This window comes from Ligilactobacillus aviarius (assembly GCF_001654615.1).
GTDB lineage: Bacteria > Bacillota > Bacilli > Lactobacillales > Lactobacillaceae > Ligilactobacillus > Ligilactobacillus aviarius_B.
In genome coordinates, this window is record NZ_LWUD01000002.1 from 62,193 (window position 1) to 80,438 (window position 18,246).

Here is an 18,246-nt window from a genome sequence, read left to right on the forward strand (position 1 = left end):
GGGGCGATTTTTTTGATGGTCAAGGAAAAGAAAGGAATTTTATCATGGCAGAAAAACCAGTAATTTTAACCGGTGATCGTCCAACCGGCAAACTTCACATCGGACACTATGTTGGTTCATTAAAGAACCGGGTTGAAATGCAGAATACAGGGAAATACACGCCGTTCATCATGATTGCCGACCAGCAAGCATTGACGGATAATGCGCGTGATCCGGAAAAAATCCGCAAATCATTGATCGAAGTTGCATTGGATTACCTTGCAGTGGGCTTGGATCCATCCAAATCAACGATTTTTGTTCAATCCCAAATTCCAGCCCTTTCAGAATTGAACCTGTACTACTTGAATTTAGTTACGGTTTCGCGGTTGGAACGGAACCCAACCGTCAAGGCTGAAATTCAGCAAAAGAACTTTGAACGGTCGATCCCAGCTGGATTCTTTACATATCCGGTCAGCCAAGCAGCCGATATTACGGCATTTAAGGCCAGCCTTGTGCCAGTCGGCGATGACCAGGAACCAATGCTTGAACAAACGCGGGAAATTGTCCGGAGTTTCAACTCAATTTACGGCGATGTTTTAGTCGAACCCAAAGGCGTTTTCCCACCAAAGGGTTCAGGACGAATTCCAGGATTAGACGGCAATGCTAAGATGAGCAAGTCGTTAGGCAATGCAATTTATCTTTCAGATGACGCAGACACATTGCGGAAAAAGATCATGTCAATGTACACGGATCCAAATCACATTCACGTTGAAGATCCAGGGCAAGTCGAAGGCAACATGGTCTTTACCTACCTTGACATTTTTGATGATGATAAGGAAAAAGTTGCTGAATTGAAAGCCCAATATCAGCACGGCGGATTGGGCGATGTGAAAATCAAACGTTACCTGAATGAAGTCCTTGAAAATGTCTTAGGACCAATTCGGCAACGACGGGAAGAATTCGCCAAAGACATTCCAGCGGTTTACGATATGTTGAAAAAAGGCAGCGAACACGCCAACGAGGTTGCAAACCAAACCCTTGAAGAAGTGCGGCACGCGATCGGCGTTGATTATTTTGGATAATAAAAATGGCATTCAGAAAATTCTGAATGTCATTTTTACTTAAACGCATAATTATATTGATAATACTTGGCCGACAACTTCGTCAATGTTCCGCTCATCCGCAAGCTGTTGATGACTTGTGAAACTTGTTTGGCAAGCTGGTCATCGTTTGTAATGGCAAACAGTTGCTGCGATAAAATTTGCGGATCGCTAACCTTTTTAAATGGCGGTAGTTTTAAACTCGAATTGTTGATCTGGGCTGCCTTTTCCCGTTCCGGATGCTTATCAAGGTAAAGGTTATATTGATATTGGTTCAATAAAATTGCCTTAACTTGATTTTGGTCAAGGGCGTTGACCAGCTGATCGACCGTCGCAAACTTTTGCGGTTTAAGTTGCAGTTGCGTTAACATTGCCTCCTGTCCGCTTTCGCCCAAAATTCCAACCTTTTTATTTTGAAGACCGGTCAATGAGCGGGCTTTCGTGCTCAGCATCACATTTTTAATGTACAGGTAAGGCTGCGTTTGATAAACGTTTTTCAATTTTGGGGTTGAAAAGCCCATTGCCAGGTCTAGTTGGTGGTCAGCAACAGCTTCTTCCAGCTGAGATTGCTGCCGGTATTGGCGAATTACAACCTTTCGGTGGAGCTTTTGCCCAATTTGAAGCGCAAGCCGCCGGTCAAATGCACTTGAGTTGTGATTGGTGGCTTCGGTTTGAATTCCGACCTTTAAAACCGGGGCGGCTTCGATTCGTGAAAAGAGTCCGCTGATCCCAATTAAAGTCAGCAGCGAAACCAATAGGCGCGTAATTTTTTTCAAAATAATGCCCTCCGCGAAAACTTTTTCAAGATATTATATAATTAGTTTAACAAAGAATTGAGAACAGGGAGTAAAAAGAATGCAGTGCTTCAATAAATACTATCAAAAGCCGTGGCAAAAGCGGCTGGCGATTTTGAAAGAAAACGGGTTTCTGGATGAAAAGGAAATCGATCAGCTTGAAACGCAAGCCGTCGACCCAACCCTTGGCGATACGATGATCGAAAATTTTGTAACGCAGTACCAGCTTCCTGAAGGCTTAGCGATGAACTACGTGATCAACGGCAAAGAATATGTCGTGCCGATGGTTACGGAGGAGCCGTCAGTGGTTGCAGCGGCCAGTAATGGTGCCCGGCTGGTTAAGTTGGGCGGCGGATTTCAAACCAAGTCATTATCACGCTTGATGATCGGTCAAATTGCGATTGAGAACGTAACGGCAATGGATCAGCTCGTCGAAACGATCAATCAACGCCAGGATGAATTTCTAGCAATTGCGAATCACGCTCATCCATCGATCGTGAAACGCGGGGGCGGTGCCCGGTGGATCCGAACCCGGGTTTTGGCTGATGATATGCTGTCGCTTGATATGGCGGTTGATGTTCAAGAAGCAATGGGCGCGAATATGCTGAACACGATGCTTGAAGCGGTTGCTGATGAAATTCGGTCAACTTTGCATCAGGACATTTTGATGAGCATCTTGTCCAACTATGCAACGGAATGTTTAGTTACGGCCCATGTTGAAATTCCGGTTGTGGGTTTAGCAAAGGAAAAGATCGATGGGGCAACGGCAGCTGCGAAAATTGCTCAGGCAAGCCGCTTTGCCCACCTTGATCCGTACCGCGCGGCAACCAACAATAAGGGAATCATGAACGGAATCGATGCGGTCGTGATTGCCAGTGGAAATGATTGGCGGGCCATTGAAGCCGGAGCCCATGCCTATGCCGCCCGTGATGGCCAGTACCGCGGATTGAGTCAATGGCGGATTGACGGCGATCAACTGATCGGTGACCTGACAATGCCGATGCCGGTTGGTTCGGTTGGCGGTTCAATTAAAATTGTGCCGTTAGTGAAGATCAATCACCATTTGATGAAAATCGAAAGTGCTGTTCAGTTAGCCCAGATCATTGTTGCTGTCGGTTTAGGCCAAAATTTGGCGGCCTTATATGCATTGGTAACCGATGGGATTCAACGCGGTCACATGCGGTTGCAACTGAAGAGTTTGGCGGCGTCAGTCGGCGCAACCAAGGATGAAATTCCAATGCTTGTTAATGCCCTTGAAGAACAGCATGCCCGGGATTCACACACTGCGGAAGTTTTATTAAGAAAGATACGTGAGGAAAAAGAATGACAGAACTACAATTAAATGAAAAAGTTCAACAATTGATCAAGAAAGCAGAAACGCTTCAACCGAATGGGATTGAAATCCAATACCATGACGAAAAATCGGGCTTTGTGCGGCACGACCAGGCCCAACACTTTTTACGCAACGGAAAATTAGTGATCGATGTTTTAGATCAAACCGACGTGAATTACATTGTTTCGCATGAATTGTTGCACTTTATGTTGATGTTTGAAAAGTTGCCACAGATCGCCTTTAATTTGGAAAGCGGGCGGCAAAAGCTTGATACGAAGTACACCGCTACGGGAATGGAACTGTATGATATTTTGATGCACTTCTTCGTTTATGACCGGCAACGCGAATTGGGCTTGATCGATGATCAGGTCGAAGACTTATACTTTAAAGGCATTTTGGCGGTCTTAAAACCAGAACCGCAAGATCACCAGGATGACTGGATGGTTTTACGGACGGTCAACTTGCTTGATGCGTTGATTTTCTTTAAGGACCAACAGGATAATATTTTACCGAAATTGCGGGAATTATACCCGAAAGCAACTGCGCAAGCCGAAAAATTGTATGCAATTGTAACGGCTAAGCCGCTTGATTCCGCCTTCAACGTTCGGCGGGCAATCGTGAAGTTGTATAAGGGCTTTGATGAAGCGCTGAAGAGTTATGGTCTGTATGAGATGAACTTGAATTCGTACGTTTCATTAACGCCGGTTTTAAGTAACCGCCAGTTACGGCTGGAAGTGCGGCAATTATTTGAAATCTTCCACACTGATATGAAGGAAAATCTGCATTTTCGGACGGCTTACATTGGCCGCATGAAAAATGATCAGCAAAATGTGTTCGTTATTCCTGAACCGAAAGGCAGCGAACAACAGCGGTCAGTTGAATTTCGGCATATTTATGAAACCCCGGTTGGAGAATATTTAGATTCAATCGGGGTCCCATACTTGAAACGTTAATTATCAAACGGAGGCGGTTAAATGACAAAACTAAATGATTTGATTCAAAATGCCCGCCAGATCGTATTTATGACCGGTGCGGGAGTTTCAACGGCATCGGGAATTCCGGATTACCGTTCAAAAAATGGATTGTATTCGCATGGGCAAACCCCAGAATACTTATTAAGCCACGATTGTTTGGTGAATGAACCGGAAGTAAATTATGACTTTGTGATCCATAATTTATTTTATCCGGATGCTCAACCCAACATTATCCATCAAAAAATGGCGGCGTTGACCCGGAAAGGCCGGGCAACGATCATTACCCAAAACATTGACGGCTTGCATGCTCAAGCTGATCCGGCACCGGGTTCGCTGATTGAATTTCACGGCAATTTATATAATATTGTTTGTCAAAAGTGCGGCCAAAAGGTTGATTGGCATGAATATTTAAAAGATATGCATCATCGGAATTGCGGTGGCATTTTGCGCAGTCAGATCGTCCTTTATGGTGAAGGAATCGATCAGCAGAAACTTGAACACTCGATTCAAGCCATTCAAGCGGCCGATTTGATCGTCGTTGTCGGAACTTCATTTGTTGTTTATCCGTTTGCAGGCTTACTGCAGTATCGCCGTCCGGACGCTCAAATTGCGGCGGTCAACAAGGAACCGATTCAAGTTCCGCCGCAAACCACGATGATCGTTAACGATGCGGTGCAAGAATTCGCTCAAGTTAAGGCCTGACTATGATATACTAAAAATAATGATTTTTTGAGATTGAAATTTGATTTCACATTCAAGGAGAAAGGAAGCTGAACATGGCAGACAAACCAACATTTTACGTAACCACACCAATCTACTATCCATCAGGGCGGTTACACATTGGAAATGCATACACCACAATTGCATGTGACGTTTTAGCCCGTTACAAGCGGCTTCAAGGATACGATGTATTTTTCCTGACGGGAACGGATGAACACGGCTTGAAGATCGAACAAAAAGCCAAGAAGATGGGCATCACGCCGCAAGAATACGTTGATCAAATGGCTGCGGATATCAAGCAATTATGGAAGAAACTTGAAATCACCAATGATAAGTTTATCCGGACAACGGATGACTATCATGAAGCAGCTGTTCAACAAATTTTTGAAAAGTTGTTGAAACAAGGCGACATTTACAAGGGAACGTATAAGGGCTGGTATTCAGTTTCAGATGAAGAATACTTTACTGAATCACAGTTGAAGGAAGTTTTCCGGGATGAAAATGGCAACATGACTGGCGGAATCGCTCCATCAGGGCATGAAGTTCAATTAGTTGAAGAAGAATGCTACTTCTTTAAGATGAGCAAGTACGCTGACCGGTTAGTTCAATACTATGATGAACATCCTGAATTTATTGAACCGGCTTCACGGAAGCAGGAAATGTTGAATAACTTCATTAAACCAGGGTTGGAAGACTTAGCCTTGACCCGGACCAGTTTTGACTGGGGCGTTAAGGTTCCGTCAGATCCAAAACACGTTGTTTATGTTTGGATCGATGCGCTGTGCAACTATATCACAGCTTTAGGCTATGGCTCAAAGGATGACAGCCTGTTTAAGAAGTTCTGGCCGGCTGACATTCAAATGGTCGGAAAGGAAATTGTCCGTTTCCACACAATTTACTGGCCAATCATTTTGATGGCGTTAGATTTGCCATTGCCAAAACACATCGTCGGTCATGGCTGGTTAGTTATGAAAGACGGTAAGATGTCGAAGTCGAAGGGGAACGTTATTTATCCGGAAACGATCGTTGACCGCTATGGCTTAGATGCATTGCGTTACTACTTAATGAAGGCTGTTCCGTTCGGCAATGATGGCCGGTTTACTCCGGAAGACTTTGTTGAAAAGATGAACTTTGATTTGGCAAACGACCTTGGGAACTTGCTTAACCGGACGGTCGCAATGATCAATAAGTACCGGGATGGGCAGATTCCAGCCCTTGAAAGCAATGTGACGCCATTTGATAAGGATCTTGAAGAAACAGCCGCAACGGCAATTCAAGAATACTGTGATGACTTGGACAAGACGTACTTTGCAAAAGCTCTTGAAAACTTATGGAAACTTGTTTCACGGACAAACAAGTACATTGATGAAACGGAACCATGGAAGCTTGCCAAGGATGAATCAGCCGAAGCAACTGCCCAATTAGACAGCGTTTTGGCTCACTTAGCAGCCAGCTTACGGGTAATTGCAATTCTCTTGCAACCGGTAATGACCCATGCACCGCAACAAATTTTTGAACAGTTAGGATTAGCAACTGACAAGATGGAGATCAAGGATCTTTCATACTTTGATTTGCCAGCCGGGGCAACAGTTGTGAAGAAGGGAACACCAATCTTCCCGCGGCTTGATAAAGGCGAAGAAATTGAATACATGCAATCAATGATGACTGCCAACGAAAAGGCAAAGGGCCGGAAGAACATGGCGGTTAACAAGGAAGATGCATTTGATCCTTCAAAAACAACGTTGAATTTAACGAAGAAAGAAATTCGGTTTGATAAGTTTGAAAAAGTCGAATTGAAGGTTTGCGAAATCAAGGCGGTTGAAAAGGTTGAAAATGCCGACAAGTTATTGAAATTCCGGTTAGATGCAGGTGATGAAGGCGATCGGCAAATCATTTCAGGAATTGCAAGCTGGTATCCTGAACCGCAAAAATTGGTTGGCAAGAAAGTAATTGCAGTGACGAACTTGAAACCGCGTGAAATGCGGGGCGAACTTAGTCAAGGAATGTTACTTTCAGCTGAATTTGGCGATCAGGTTCAACTTTTGACCGTTCCAGAAATTATTCCAAACGGTTCAATCGTTGGCTAAAATCTAAAATTGGGAGAAAAGACTGGCAGGTTGAGTTGAAACTGAAAAATGTCCAGTCTTTTTTCATAAAAATGAGAGGAGTAGGAAAATGATTTCAATTTTCGATTCGCATACCCATATCAATTCCCACGAATTTGATGATGATATTCCAGACGTCATTGACCGGGCAAAGGCATTGAACGTTGATTCAATGCTTGTATTGGGCTACGACGGTGAAAGTGCTGACAAAATGGTGAAATTGATCAACCAGTACCCGAATATTTACGGGGCAGTTGGAATTCACCCGGAAGATGCAGCCAAATATGATGATTTTGAAGACCAGTTGCGGGTTTATATGATCGAACCGAAAGTGAAGGCCGTTGGTGAAATTGGCCTGGACTATCATTGCGATGTCGACCATGATTTGCAAAAGAAAATTTTCAAGAAGCAGATCAAACTTGCCCATGAATTTCATTTACCGATCAGCGTTCATAACAGGGATGCGTTTGAAGATACCTATGACGTGATCAAAGAAAACGATGGGGCTAAGTATGGCGGCATTATGCACAGCTTTAACGGTGACGTGCAGTGGGCCCAACAGTTCCTTGAGCTTGGAATGGACCTGTCATTTAGCGGTGTCGTAACATACGATAACGCCAAGGAAGTTCAAGAAGCTGCCAAATATGTTCCGGCTGATCGGATGCTAGTTGAAACGGATGCCCCGTATTTGACGCCGATGCCGTATCGCAACCAACGCAATGAACCAGGAATGACCCGGTATACGGTCGAATTCTTAGCGAAATTGCGGAACGAAAACGTTGATCAGTTGGCTGCGCAAACAAGTCAGAATGCAAAGAAAGTATTGAAAATCAATGAGTAAAATGATGGAAGATAAAATGAAAATTCAAGAAGTGATTGTCGTTGAGGGTAAAGACGATACCAAACGAATTAAAATGGCGGTGAATGCCGATACGATCGAGACCCGCGGATCAGCAATTAGTGATGAAACCCTTGACCAAATTGCGGAATTACAAGAAAAACGGGGAGTGATCGTGTTCACTGACCCTGATTACTCCGGTGAAAAAATTCGGAAAACGATTCGCGAAGCAGTCCCAGGAGTCAAACATGCTTTTTTGAAACGGAAAGATGCCGTTCCGGTTCATCAAGGAAGTTTAGGCGTTGAACATGCAAGCCCCGAAGTGATCCGCGAAGCATTGAAAAATCTTTACACGGAAGTTCCGGATGCGCCAGCGATGATTTCACGTGAAACGCTGGCGGCCAAGGGATTGATCAATGGTCCGGCGGCCAAGAAACGTCGGGAGTTACTGGGTGAAATTTTAAATATTGGCTATACGAACGGCAAGCAACTTTATAAGCGGTTGCGGTTGTTTGAAATTACCCCGGGCGATTTTGAAGATGCAATGCAAAAGGTTGAACAGCAAATGGAAAACGGTGATCAGCATGAAGAATAATGAAATTGAAATTGCTAATCCGACCCGAACACGGGCAATCATGGAAACGTACGGGCTGAACTTTAAGAAGAGTTTAGGCCAAAATTTCTTAACGGACATCAACGTGCTGCATAACATTGTGGATGCGGCTGAAATTAGCGAAGATGATGATGTGATCGAAGTGGGGCCTGGAATCGGAGCCTTAACCGAGCAGCTTGCTAAACGCGCTCATCAAGTAATGGCCTTTGAAATTGATGAACGGTTGATCCCGGTATTAAAGGAAACGTTAGCGCCTTATGATAACATCACGGTTGTCCAACAAGATATTTTAAAGGCGGACCTTGAACAGCAAATTGAAGCCCATTTTGATGGCCATCATCAGTTGAAATTGGTTGCCAATTTGCCGTACTACATCACGACGCCGATCATCATGCATTTGTTAGAAAGCGGGATTCACTTTGATGCGATCGTTGTGATGATGCAAAAGGAAGTTGCGCAACGGTTAACGGCGGAACCGGGAACAAAGGACTACGGTTCCCTTTCAATTGCGGTTCAGTATTATACCGATGCCAAGATCGCCTTTATTGTTCCCAAGACGGTTTTTGTTCCGCAACCGAAAATCGATTCAGCAGTTGTTCGCCTGACCCCGCAAAAGCCGGTCAAACAGCCCCAAGATGAGCAAGCATTTATGCAACTGGTAAAGGGCAGCTTTGCTCACCGGCGGAAGAGTTTGTGGAATAATCTTTTGGGAATTTACGGGAAGGATCCGGCAACCAAGGAACGGTTAGAAAAGGTTCTTGTACAGGTTGGAATTGAAAAATCGATTCGAGCTGAACGGCTGACAATTAGTCAATTTATAGATTTATCTAATGGATTAATAGAAAATGATTAGAAATTGGGGTAATTTATTGCTTTTTGTTAAAGATTTGTGCTAAAATTGAGATTTTCTTTCGTGTGTGGTATAGTGTACGCTGACGGGAGGATGAAGCACATGCCAAGCACTTTAGCAAAAATTAAGTCGATGTTGGATAGTCATATTGGAAAGAAACTGACCGTTACGTCTCATGTTGGACGCAAGAAGATCTTGACCCGTAAAGGTAAACTGAGCGAAACATTTCCAGCTGTTTTTGTAGTTGAACTCGACAAAGATGAAAGTGCAGTTGAGCGTGTTTCATACAGCTACACGGATGTTTTAACTCAAAATATCAAACTTGAATTTGAAAATGAAGAGGCTGAAGAATAGCCTTTGAATAACGATTAGAAGTGTCTATTTCATACGAATGCCGCTTTCCGCGGTATAGTATGAAGTAGATACTTTTTATTTTACAAGAATGAAGGAATTGAGTTGAAGAAAATCGGGAAACGGATCGGTCAGATTTTGATTGGAATTATTGTGATCGCGTTGGTTGTTCAAATGATCTTATTGGTCCCCAGTCCGCAAAAAGCGTTGCGGCAAGACAAATTGCGAAGTGACATTCATTATCAAGATGTCCCAACGCTGCTGATCAATGGATTTGGCGGCAGTAATTACACGTATAATAAATTGATCAATTATTATCAAAAAGAAAACATTGCGCAAAAAACAATGACGATCCATGTAACGCCGACCGGTACGGTGCATGTTTCCGGGTCAGTTAAAGGAAAAAAGAATGCGATGATTCAGCTTTTATTTGACTGGAACCTTGCCCAAACGTATAATCCGCAAACGAATTGGACGATCAAGGTTATTAAGATCTTGCATAATAAATATGGAATCAATGAATTGAACATCGTTGGTCATTCATGGGGCGGAACTGAATTTTTACATGCCCTTGGACAATCAAAATGGATCCAGCGAAACGTGAAGTTCAATAAGGTTGTTTTGATGGGAACGCCGGTTAATGAAGGCGTTACGAATAAGGTAACGTATCCGCAAGCACTGCGAGAGCATTTAACGGATGCGGAATATCGTAAATTGAAACGGGAGTATCGGGATTTAACGCCGTGTTCGTCAATCAAGTTTTATAACGTGATGGCTGATTACCGTGATCATACAGATACTTCAGTTCCCAATGTTCAGTCTGAATTTTTAGCAACGATCTTAAATCCGAAGTGGTCATCATGTAAGACCGTAATGTTTTATGGAATCAAACACTCCGCTTTGCACCAAGATCCAAAAGTCCTGATGAAAGTGGCAAAGCTGCTGTATAACTAATAAAAGGTTGTGTCAAAGACACAACCTTTTTGCTATATTCGCATAATCGGGTTCCAAAACAAACGAGCTGAGTAGAAGTTCGAAAACCTCCGAATCTACGCTGGCGCGATTCGTTCGCTTTTCTGCTTCCACCACGCTCGTTTTTAATGTTTTGTCACATCTTCTTTTAATTACAATTTTTCAAGTTAAACGGGCGTACAAGGTAAACTTCGTTACAAAAGCCCCGTAAGCTGTTGTAAATGTGCTGGGCCCGCGATTGTTTGGTCGAGATTCCAAAAACGGTTGGCCCCGTTCCACTCATTTGGGCAGCTTCAGCACCAAATTTGACCATTTTTTCTTTGATTCGGATGATCTCAGGGTATTTTTGAATCGTGATCGGTTCAAGTGAATTTCCCATACTTGCGGTTAATTGTTTCCAGTCTTGCTGCTGAATTGCTTCAACGACGCTTTCAACGTTCAGGTGCTGAATTTCACTGAAATCAATTTGTTTTAAAATGGTCGGCGTTGAAACACTGGCCTTCGGTTTAGCAACAACGAACCATAAGGAAGTCAAATCGTTTAACGGGGTGATTTTTTCGCCTTTGCCTTCAACAAGGGCCGGACAGCTATACACGCAAAACGGAACGTCGGAATCAATTTCAAGGCCGATGCGAGCAAGGTCCGTTAACGATTGGTTAAGGTTCCAAAGCTTGTTAAGCCCGCGCAACACGGCGGCAGCATCAGCTGACCCGCCACCCATTCCCGCCGAAACGGGAATGTGCTTGTCGATGGTGATCATTACTCCCTGATCGATCTGAAAAAGTTCTTGAAGCTTTTTCGCTGCTTGAAATGCTAAATTTCGTTGATCTTGCGGAAGAAAGCCGGTATTTGTCTGAACCTGGATCGTGTTCGAGTCATCACGCGTTTCAATGTGAACATAATCCGCTAAATCGATTGCCGTCATGACCATCCGCCATTCAGGATCGCCGTCAAGATGCCGGAAAAGGGCATCAAGACTAAGATTTAACTTAGCAGGTGCCTTTTCTAAAGTTTCCATGGGACCTCCTCATTTCACCTAATAATTAATTTTTATTATATATGTTTTTCAAAAAGTTTTAAACCATAATTCATAATTTAGAAATTGCATTTTTTTAATTTAATGATTAAAATAATCTTATCATAAAAATTAGATAAGATAAGGGTTAACCGGGTGTTTTTCCCGATTTTATCCGTAAGTAAGCGTTGACTAAATTGCCAGATAATGGTAAAATGACGTCATTCGTATTAAAAACCGAATATTTATTCTTATACGAAGAATAAAATGATATAGGGGTTAATTATTAAGAGAAGAGCAAACTTACGTTAATAATTAATAGAATGAAACATTAAATCAGGAAATTTTAAGAATGGAGGACTTGAAGATGAAAGTACGTAGAAGTGATCGTTTGATCGATATGACAAGTTATTTTCTTAACAACCCGCACAAACTTGTATCATTAACATATTTTGCAAAGCGGTATGAATCAGCTAAGTCATCAATCAGTGAAGACTTAGCCATCATTAAGCGGACATTTAATGTACGTGGCATTGGAGTCTTAGAAACAATTCCAGGAGCTGCTGGTGGTGCTCGTTTTATCCCATCAATCGGCGAAGAAGAAGCTGAACGCTTTATTTGGGAAATGGCAGCTGAACTTTCACAAGAAAACCGGTTATTGCCAGGGGGATATGTATATCTTTCAGACTTATTAGGCAAGCCGGAAGTCTTACGGCATGTCGGCCGCTTGATTGCGCGGCAATATATGGGCCGTCAAGTAGATGCCATCATGACTGTTGCCACAAAGGGTGTGCCGATTGCGCAAAGTGTTGCATATTACATGAATGCGCCATTTGTAATTGTTCGGCGCGACTCAAAGATTACTGAAGGTTCAACCGTTTCAGTTAACTACGTTTCAGGATCAAGCCAACGAATTGAAAAGATGGAATTATCGAAGCGGAGTTTGCGGCGCGGCTCACATGTTTTAGTCGTTGACGACTTTATGAAGGGCGGCGGCACGATCAACGGAATGAAGTCAATGATCGAAGAATTTGATTCTGAATTAGTCGGAGTAACGGTCTTCGCTGAAGGGGTCGTTGATGAAGGCAGCCGGTTGATCGAAGATTACACTTCGTTATTGAAAGTTGATAATGTTAATACATTGAATAAGACGATCCACGTAAGCGCCGGAAATTATCTTGCAAAGGTATTCGGTAAGCGGACAGAGTAGGATCAAAAGGAAGCTGAAAGGCTTCCTTTTTTTGAATGCGACAATAATTGAAGTTCATATTTTTTTAAGTTAGAATTTATACATGAGTAAATAACTTTAATAGAGAATGAGGATAAATCAATGACAGCAAAATTTGCAATTATCTTAGCAGCGGGTCAAGGGACTCGCATGAAATCAAAGTTATATAAGGTTCTTCATCCGGTATGCGGCAAGGCCATGGTTGACCACGTCCTTTCACAAGTTGAAAAGGATAACGTTGATCAAATCGTAACGATCGTTGGCCACGGGGCAGAAAAGGTTCAAGAAACCCTTGGCGACCGGACAGAATATGCTCTTCAAGAAGAACAATTGGGAACGGGCCATGCTGTTTTGCAAGCAGAAAAGATGCTTGGTTCAAAGGATGGAATGACGTTAGTAACATGTGGTGATACCCCATTGTTCACGGCCGAAACGTTTGCGAAGTTATTTGAATATCATGAAAAGAACGGCGACGTGGCAACGGTTTTGACAGCCAAAGCCGATGATCCATTTGGCTACGGCCGTGTAATTCGTAATGCGGCTGGTGAAGTTGAAAAAATCGTTGAACAAAAGGATGCAACGCCTGAAGAAGCCAAGGTTGATGAGATCAATACAGGCGTTTATGTTTTTGATAATCAAGCATTATTTGAAGCTCTTCACCAAGTCAACAATGACAATGCTCAAGGCGAATACTACTTACCAGATGTAATTGGAATCTTCCAAAATGCCGGCAAGAAGGTCGGCGCCTTTGAAATGGATGACTTTGAAGAATCAATGGGCGTTAATGACCGCATTGCCCTTGCAAAGGCAACGAAGGTAATGCAACGGCGAATCAATGAAAAACACATGCGGAATGGAGTAACAATTATTGATCCGGATAACACTTACATTGATGCTGATGTTCAAATCGGGTCCGACACGGTTGTTGAACCAGGCGTTCAGCTTAAAGGAAAGACGGTTATTGGTGAAGACTGCGTGATTGGTGCTCATTCACAAATTCGTGATTGCAAGATCGAAGATGGCGTTACGGTCACGGTTTCATACCTTGAAGAATCAGTAATGCACAAGAATTCAAACATTGGACCATATAGTCACTTACGGCCATTAGCAGACATCGGTGAAAATGTTCATATCGGAAACTTTGTTGAAGTCAAAAAGGCTGAAATCGGCAAGAACACTAAGGTTGGTCACTTAACATATGTTGGCGATGCAACTTTGGGTAAGAATATCAACGTTGGTTGCGGAACGATCTTTATCAACTACGATGGCATGAACAAGCACCACACAAATGTTGGCGATTACTCATTCATCGGAAGTGGCGCTAACTTGGTTGCTCCGCTTGAAATTGAAGACCACGCTTACGTTGCTGCCGGATCAACGATTACAAACGATGTTCCGGCGCATGCAATGGGGATTGGTCGGGGACGTCAAGTAAACAAGGAAGGTTACTATGATCGTTACCCGGTTGCAGAAGCTGCAAAAAAGGCCGAAAAAGCTGATAAAGACTAAGAATTAGCTTGATTTTAAGCCGGTTAACGCATACTATATATTAGTAGAATAATCATTATTGGAGGCAATCATGGCTGAACAAAGTTATAATTCAAAGGTTAAAATTTTTGCTTTGAATTCAAACAAACCATTGGCAAAGAAAATTGCTGATGCCGTAGGAGTTCCTTTAGGTAAGACTTCAGTTGACCGTTTTAGCGATGGCGAAATTCGGATCAATATTGAAGAAAGTATTCGGGGGGATGAAATCTTCATCATCCAATCAACGTCTGCACCGGTGAATGACAATTTGATGGAATTGTTAATTATGATCGATGCCTTAAGACGGGCAAGTGCATCAACAATCAACGTTGTAATGCCATATTATGGATATGCACGGCAAGACCGGAAAGCGCGTTCCCGTGAACCAATCACTGCAAAATTGGTTGCAGATATGCTTGAAAAAGCTGGTGCTGACCGCGTGATCGTACTTGACTTGCATGCTGCTCAAATTCAAGGATTCTTTGATATTCCAGTCGATCACTTAATGGGGGCTCCATTATTGGCTGACTACTTCTTGAAGAACGGCCTTGAAAAGGATGCAGTTGTTGTTTCACCTGATCACGGGGGTGTTACCCGGGCACGGAAGTTAGCCGAATTCTTAAAGGCTCCGATCGCAATTATTGATAAGCGGCGTCCAAAAGCCAATGTTGCCGAAATTATGAATATTATTGGTTCAGTTGATGGCAAGCGGTGCATCATTATCGATGATATGATCGATACTGCTGGAACGATCACGTTGGCATCCCAAGCATTAATGGATGCAGGTGCAAAGGAAGTTTACGCATGTGCAACGCACCCTGTATTGTCAGGTCCAGCAATTGAACGTCTTGATAAGTCTCCAATTAAGAAGATTATCGTAACGGATTCAATTCAACTTCCAGAAGAAAAGCAAATCGATAAGTTGACTCAAGTTTCAGTTGGTCCGCTTATCGGCGATGCAATCAAACGGATTCACGAAAACAAGCCGGTTAGTCCATTGTTTAAGAATCGTTTCCGTTCAGATAAAATTGATGACTAATTAATAAAAGTAAAGGAAAGAGGTCATGGTGAAAAACCATGGCCTCTTTGCTTTATCCGCATAATCGGATTCCAAAACAAACGAGCTACGTGGAAGGACGCAAACCTCCGAATCTATGCTGGCGCGATTCGTTCGCTTTTCTGCTTCCACCACGCTCGTTTTTGATGTTTTGTCACACCTTCTTTATTTATTTCGGAAAAATCAACCGGTCATTATGCAAGTACTCTTCAAATTGTTGGTAAACGGGCGTGAAAATTTCAAGTTGATTGCCCTTAGCAAGCATTTCCCGCGGGAAGAAGAACCGTTCATCACCGGTGATTTTACCGCTGATGGCTTTGACCAGCGTGCTGACCGTTGAAAGTTCGATCAGGCTTCCATCCGTTTGCATCAATTCGATTTGCGTTTGCGGCTTTTTGGCATTCGGATTGTATGAATCGTACGGCAGATCAAAACTGTCATTAGTGGCTGCATAATAATACGGATCAAAACCGGCTTCAGCAATCAATTTGCGCAAGGTTGGTAACAACGAACGCGTATCATCATTGACCTTAGCTGATTTAAGCGGTTTGCGGTTTAAGAAGCGCCGAGCAAGGTCTTTAAGAATGTGATCATCGCATTCGCTCCAAATGCTGAAACAGGTATTTAAAACGCCATCATCAAGTTTCAAGTACTGTTCAAGTGAAAATTGATTATCAAAAAACGGTTTTAAAGTTTCGTATGCAAAGTCATGCGGTAACTGATCCATTTCATACAGGTCCTTTGCCCGTTTCAATAATGAACTTAAAATGACTTCCATTGACCGGGAAACGGGATGGAAATAAACTTGCTGGTACATTTGAAAACGGCTGACAATGTAGTCTTCAACCGCATGCATTCCACTAAAGTTAAAGGCGATCCCGCCGTGGTACGGCCGCATGACCCGTAAGATCCGGGTGAGATCAAAGTTACCGTATTTTGTTCCGGTAAAGTACGAATCGCGTAAAAGGTAATCCATCCGGTCCGCGTCGATCTGGCTTGAAATCATTTGAACAACTTGCTGGTTTGGATAGGTCTTCGCAATTACGCTGGCGACCTGCGCAGGAAAATCATCGCTGACCTGCCGCAGAACGTGGTTGACTTCGGTTTCCGGCGAAGTGATGATCTGCTGCGTCATTTGTTCGTGGTTAGTATGAAAAATATGCTCAAAAGTATGCGAGTATGCTCCGTGACCAACGTCATGTAACAAAGCGGCACATAAAGCAACGAGCCGTTCACGATCATCCCATAGACCATCATTGGCCTTTTGCGTTGGATAATTACGTTGGAAGAGGTCACAGATTTTTCGGGTGATCTCATACACCCCAACGGAATGCGAAAAACGTGAGTGCTCAGCTCCGTGGAAAGTATAACTGGTTGTGCCAAGCTGTTTGATCCGGCGTAACCGTTGAAATTCCTTGGTATTGATCAGGTCAAGGATCACTTGATGCTGAATGTAAATGTAATTATGGATCGGGTCACGCAGAACCTTTTCCATTGGTAAAAGTTGCGGATGCAAAACTGTGATCGGAGTCACTTCCTTTCGGTTAATGATTGCCTTTATTATACCGCAACCGACAAATTAATCGGTGGTAAAGTGAATGGCGGCTCGATATAATAGAACTAAGGATTTTTAACAAGGAAGTGATCAGATGACATCTAAAAATGAAATTCCGGTCAAAATTCACGTTGAAACTGTTCATCGGCAGGATGGGCAAAAAGAAGAATATGCGGAAGATTTTGATGGCCGGTTGATTGAGATCGGGGAGACGGTTTATTTGCGTTATGAAGAAGAACTTCCAGAAAATGAACACGCAAAGGTGACCTTTAAGATTGCGGGTGATGAAGAGGTCCAATTGACCCGGAAGCTCGAACATCAGAAACTGCATTTGACCTTTAAACCGGGAAAACGAATTCCATCCCGATATCAAACTCCATACGGTAATATTCCGGTTGAAGCCTTTGCCGGCCGCATGGAAACGGTGCTTGAAGATGATCCGCGTGCTGGAAAGTTAGAGATCGATTACCGCCTTTATAATGGGGATTCTTTACTTGGCGATTATAAAATCAGATTGCAATTTACCGCGTAGTATTGTATGATGAAGAGTAAACTGCTGAAAGGACGTGTACCAAATTGGGGCTTGAAAAATTCGAAGGTATGAATAAAGATGAATTGTCAATGATCGAAGTTTCACGGGAAATTTTGCATGAAAAAGGCGAACCGATGGCGTTTGCTGATTTAACAAACGAGGTTCAAAATTTCCTTGAAAAGAGCGATGAAGAAATTCGTGAACGGTTGCCACAATTCTATACTGACTTAAACATTGATGGCAGTTTTATCTCATTGGGAGATAATATGTGGGCATTGCGCTCATGGTATCCATTTGAATCAATCGATGAAGCACTTGTCCATTCTGATGAAGCAGATGATGACCAACCACGCAAGAAGCGGAAAAAGGTCAATGCTTTCTTAGACTCAAACAATGATGACGATGTAATCGATTATGACAATGATGATCCTGAAGATGATGATTTTGCTGATGATGACGATGATCACCAACAAGATTTGAAGGATTACCAAAACGATTTGGATGACGTGGACGATGGCGATGACCCGCAAGACGATTTGCCAGATGGAATCGAAGGTCAACTTAACGAATTTTCAGATGACGATGATGAATAAAGGCTTGACGTTCGAATAACGATTAGGTAAAATCTTATTTGGGCGCTCGTGAAGAGCCTTTTGAACGGAGAAAGCTCCCTACCTTATAGATTATTAAGGTAGGGGGCTTG

Annotated in this window: 18 protein-coding genes; 15 read left to right on the forward strand and 3 right to left on the reverse strand. The window is 43.0% G+C overall.

Going from position 1 to position 18,246, the window contains the following annotated elements; all coding sequences use genetic code 11:
* Positions 1-44: 44 nt before the first annotated feature.
* Positions 45-1,061 (forward strand): tryptophan--tRNA ligase, encoded by a 1,017-nt coding sequence (gene trpS, locus A3O17_RS00455; protein WP_064212491.1) that lies wholly within the window; start codon positions 45-47, stop codon positions 1,059-1,061.
* A gap of 35 nt (positions 1,062-1,096) precedes the next feature.
* Here the strand turns inward: trpS and A3O17_RS00460 are convergent, their stop codons facing one another.
* Positions 1,097-1,855 (reverse strand): substrate-binding periplasmic protein, encoded by a 759-nt coding sequence (locus tag A3O17_RS00460; RefSeq protein ID WP_064212490.1) that lies wholly within the window; start codon positions 1,853-1,855, stop codon positions 1,097-1,099.
* Positions 1,856-1,934: 79 nt separating this feature from the next.
* On the opposite strand from A3O17_RS00460, the gene A3O17_RS00465 reads away from it, so the two are divergent.
* The 9 genes from A3O17_RS00465 (at position 1,935) to A3O17_RS00505 (ending at position 10,611) form a co-directional block, all read left to right on the forward strand.
* Positions 1,935-3,200, forward strand: a complete 1,266-nt coding sequence (locus A3O17_RS00465; RefSeq protein ID WP_064208563.1) for a hydroxymethylglutaryl-CoA reductase, degradative — start codon at positions 1,935-1,937, stop codon at positions 3,198-3,200.
* Entirely contained in the window at positions 3,197-4,159 is a 963-nt protein-coding gene (locus A3O17_RS00470) for a hypothetical protein (protein ID WP_064208562.1), read from the forward strand. Before A3O17_RS00465 ends, A3O17_RS00470 begins: the two co-directional genes overlap by 4 nt.
* A 21-nt stretch (positions 4,160-4,180) precedes the next feature.
* Positions 4,181-4,882 carry an NAD-dependent protein deacylase gene (locus tag A3O17_RS00475; RefSeq protein WP_064212489.1) on the forward strand — a complete coding sequence of 234 codons (702 nt, stop codon included), beginning with the start codon at positions 4,181-4,183 and terminating at the stop codon, positions 4,880-4,882.
* A 74-nt stretch (positions 4,883-4,956) separates the two neighbouring features.
* The gene (metG, locus tag A3O17_RS00480; protein WP_064212488.1) at positions 4,957-6,987 is read left to right on the forward strand and encodes a methionine--tRNA ligase; all 2,031 of its coding nucleotides are present in this window, start codon (positions 4,957-4,959) and stop codon (positions 6,985-6,987) included.
* Between the two features lie 91 nt (positions 6,988-7,078).
* Positions 7,079-7,846: a TatD family hydrolase gene (locus A3O17_RS00485; RefSeq protein ID WP_064212527.1), complete on the forward strand. Its 768-nt coding sequence runs from the start codon at positions 7,079-7,081 to the stop codon at positions 7,844-7,846.
* Between the two features lie 16 nt (positions 7,847-7,862).
* Positions 7,863-8,438: a ribonuclease M5 gene (rnmV, locus tag A3O17_RS00490; RefSeq protein ID WP_155728894.1), complete on the forward strand. Its 576-nt coding sequence runs from the start codon at positions 7,863-7,865 to the stop codon at positions 8,436-8,438.
* Positions 8,428-9,309 carry a 16S rRNA (adenine(1518)-N(6)/adenine(1519)-N(6))-dimethyltransferase RsmA gene (gene rsmA / locus A3O17_RS00495; protein WP_064212487.1) on the forward strand — a complete coding sequence of 294 codons (882 nt, stop codon included), beginning with the start codon at positions 8,428-8,430 and terminating at the stop codon, positions 9,307-9,309. Before rnmV ends, rsmA begins: the two co-directional genes overlap by 11 nt.
* A 99-nt stretch (positions 9,310-9,408) precedes the next feature.
* On the forward strand, positions 9,409-9,660 hold the full coding sequence (locus A3O17_RS00500) for a Veg family protein (RefSeq protein WP_057826954.1): 252 nt from the start codon (positions 9,409-9,411) through the stop codon (positions 9,658-9,660).
* A gap of 102 nt (positions 9,661-9,762) precedes the next feature.
* Positions 9,763-10,611 (forward strand): alpha/beta hydrolase, encoded by an 849-nt coding sequence (locus tag A3O17_RS00505; protein WP_064212486.1) that lies wholly within the window; start codon positions 9,763-9,765, stop codon positions 10,609-10,611.
* Between the two features lie 166 nt (positions 10,612-10,777).
* Here the strand turns inward: A3O17_RS00505 and ispE are convergent, their stop codons facing one another.
* Positions 10,778-11,647, reverse strand: a complete 870-nt coding sequence (gene ispE / locus A3O17_RS00510) for a 4-(cytidine 5'-diphospho)-2-C-methyl-D-erythritol kinase (protein ID WP_064212485.1) — start codon at positions 11,645-11,647, stop codon at positions 10,778-10,780.
* Between the two features lie 364 nt (positions 11,648-12,011).
* Between ispE and purR the strand changes: the two genes are divergently transcribed.
* The 3 genes from purR (at position 12,012) to A3O17_RS00525 (ending at position 15,438) form a co-directional block, all read left to right on the forward strand.
* Complete coding sequence (gene purR / locus A3O17_RS00515) at positions 12,012-12,854, forward strand: pur operon repressor (RefSeq protein WP_057826951.1); 843 nt, start codon at positions 12,012-12,014, stop codon at positions 12,852-12,854.
* A 120-nt stretch (positions 12,855-12,974) separates the two neighbouring features.
* Positions 12,975-14,381, forward strand: a complete 1,407-nt coding sequence (gene glmU / locus A3O17_RS00520; protein WP_064212484.1) for a bifunctional UDP-N-acetylglucosamine diphosphorylase/glucosamine-1-phosphate N-acetyltransferase GlmU — start codon at positions 12,975-12,977, stop codon at positions 14,379-14,381.
* Positions 14,382-14,451: 70 nt separating this feature from the next.
* Complete coding sequence (locus A3O17_RS00525; RefSeq protein WP_057826949.1) at positions 14,452-15,438, forward strand: ribose-phosphate diphosphokinase; 987 nt, start codon at positions 14,452-14,454, stop codon at positions 15,436-15,438.
* A 187-nt stretch (positions 15,439-15,625) separates the two neighbouring features.
* Here the strand turns inward: A3O17_RS00525 and A3O17_RS00530 are convergent, their stop codons facing one another.
* Positions 15,626-16,951, reverse strand: coding sequence for an HD domain-containing protein (locus tag A3O17_RS00530; RefSeq protein ID WP_064212525.1), 1,326 nt, complete (start codon positions 16,949-16,951; stop codon positions 15,626-15,628).
* Positions 16,952-17,105: 154 nt separating this feature from the next.
* Between A3O17_RS00530 and A3O17_RS00535 the strand changes: the two genes are divergently transcribed.
* Complete coding sequence (locus A3O17_RS00535; protein ID WP_064208555.1) at positions 17,106-17,543, forward strand: DUF1934 domain-containing protein; 438 nt, start codon at positions 17,106-17,108, stop codon at positions 17,541-17,543.
* A 44-nt stretch (positions 17,544-17,587) separates the two neighbouring features.
* A complete protein-coding gene (gene rpoE, locus A3O17_RS00540; RefSeq protein ID WP_057826947.1) occupies positions 17,588-18,136 on the forward strand; it encodes a DNA-directed RNA polymerase subunit delta in 549 nt (182 codons plus the stop codon).
* Positions 18,137-18,246 lie beyond the last annotated feature (110 nt).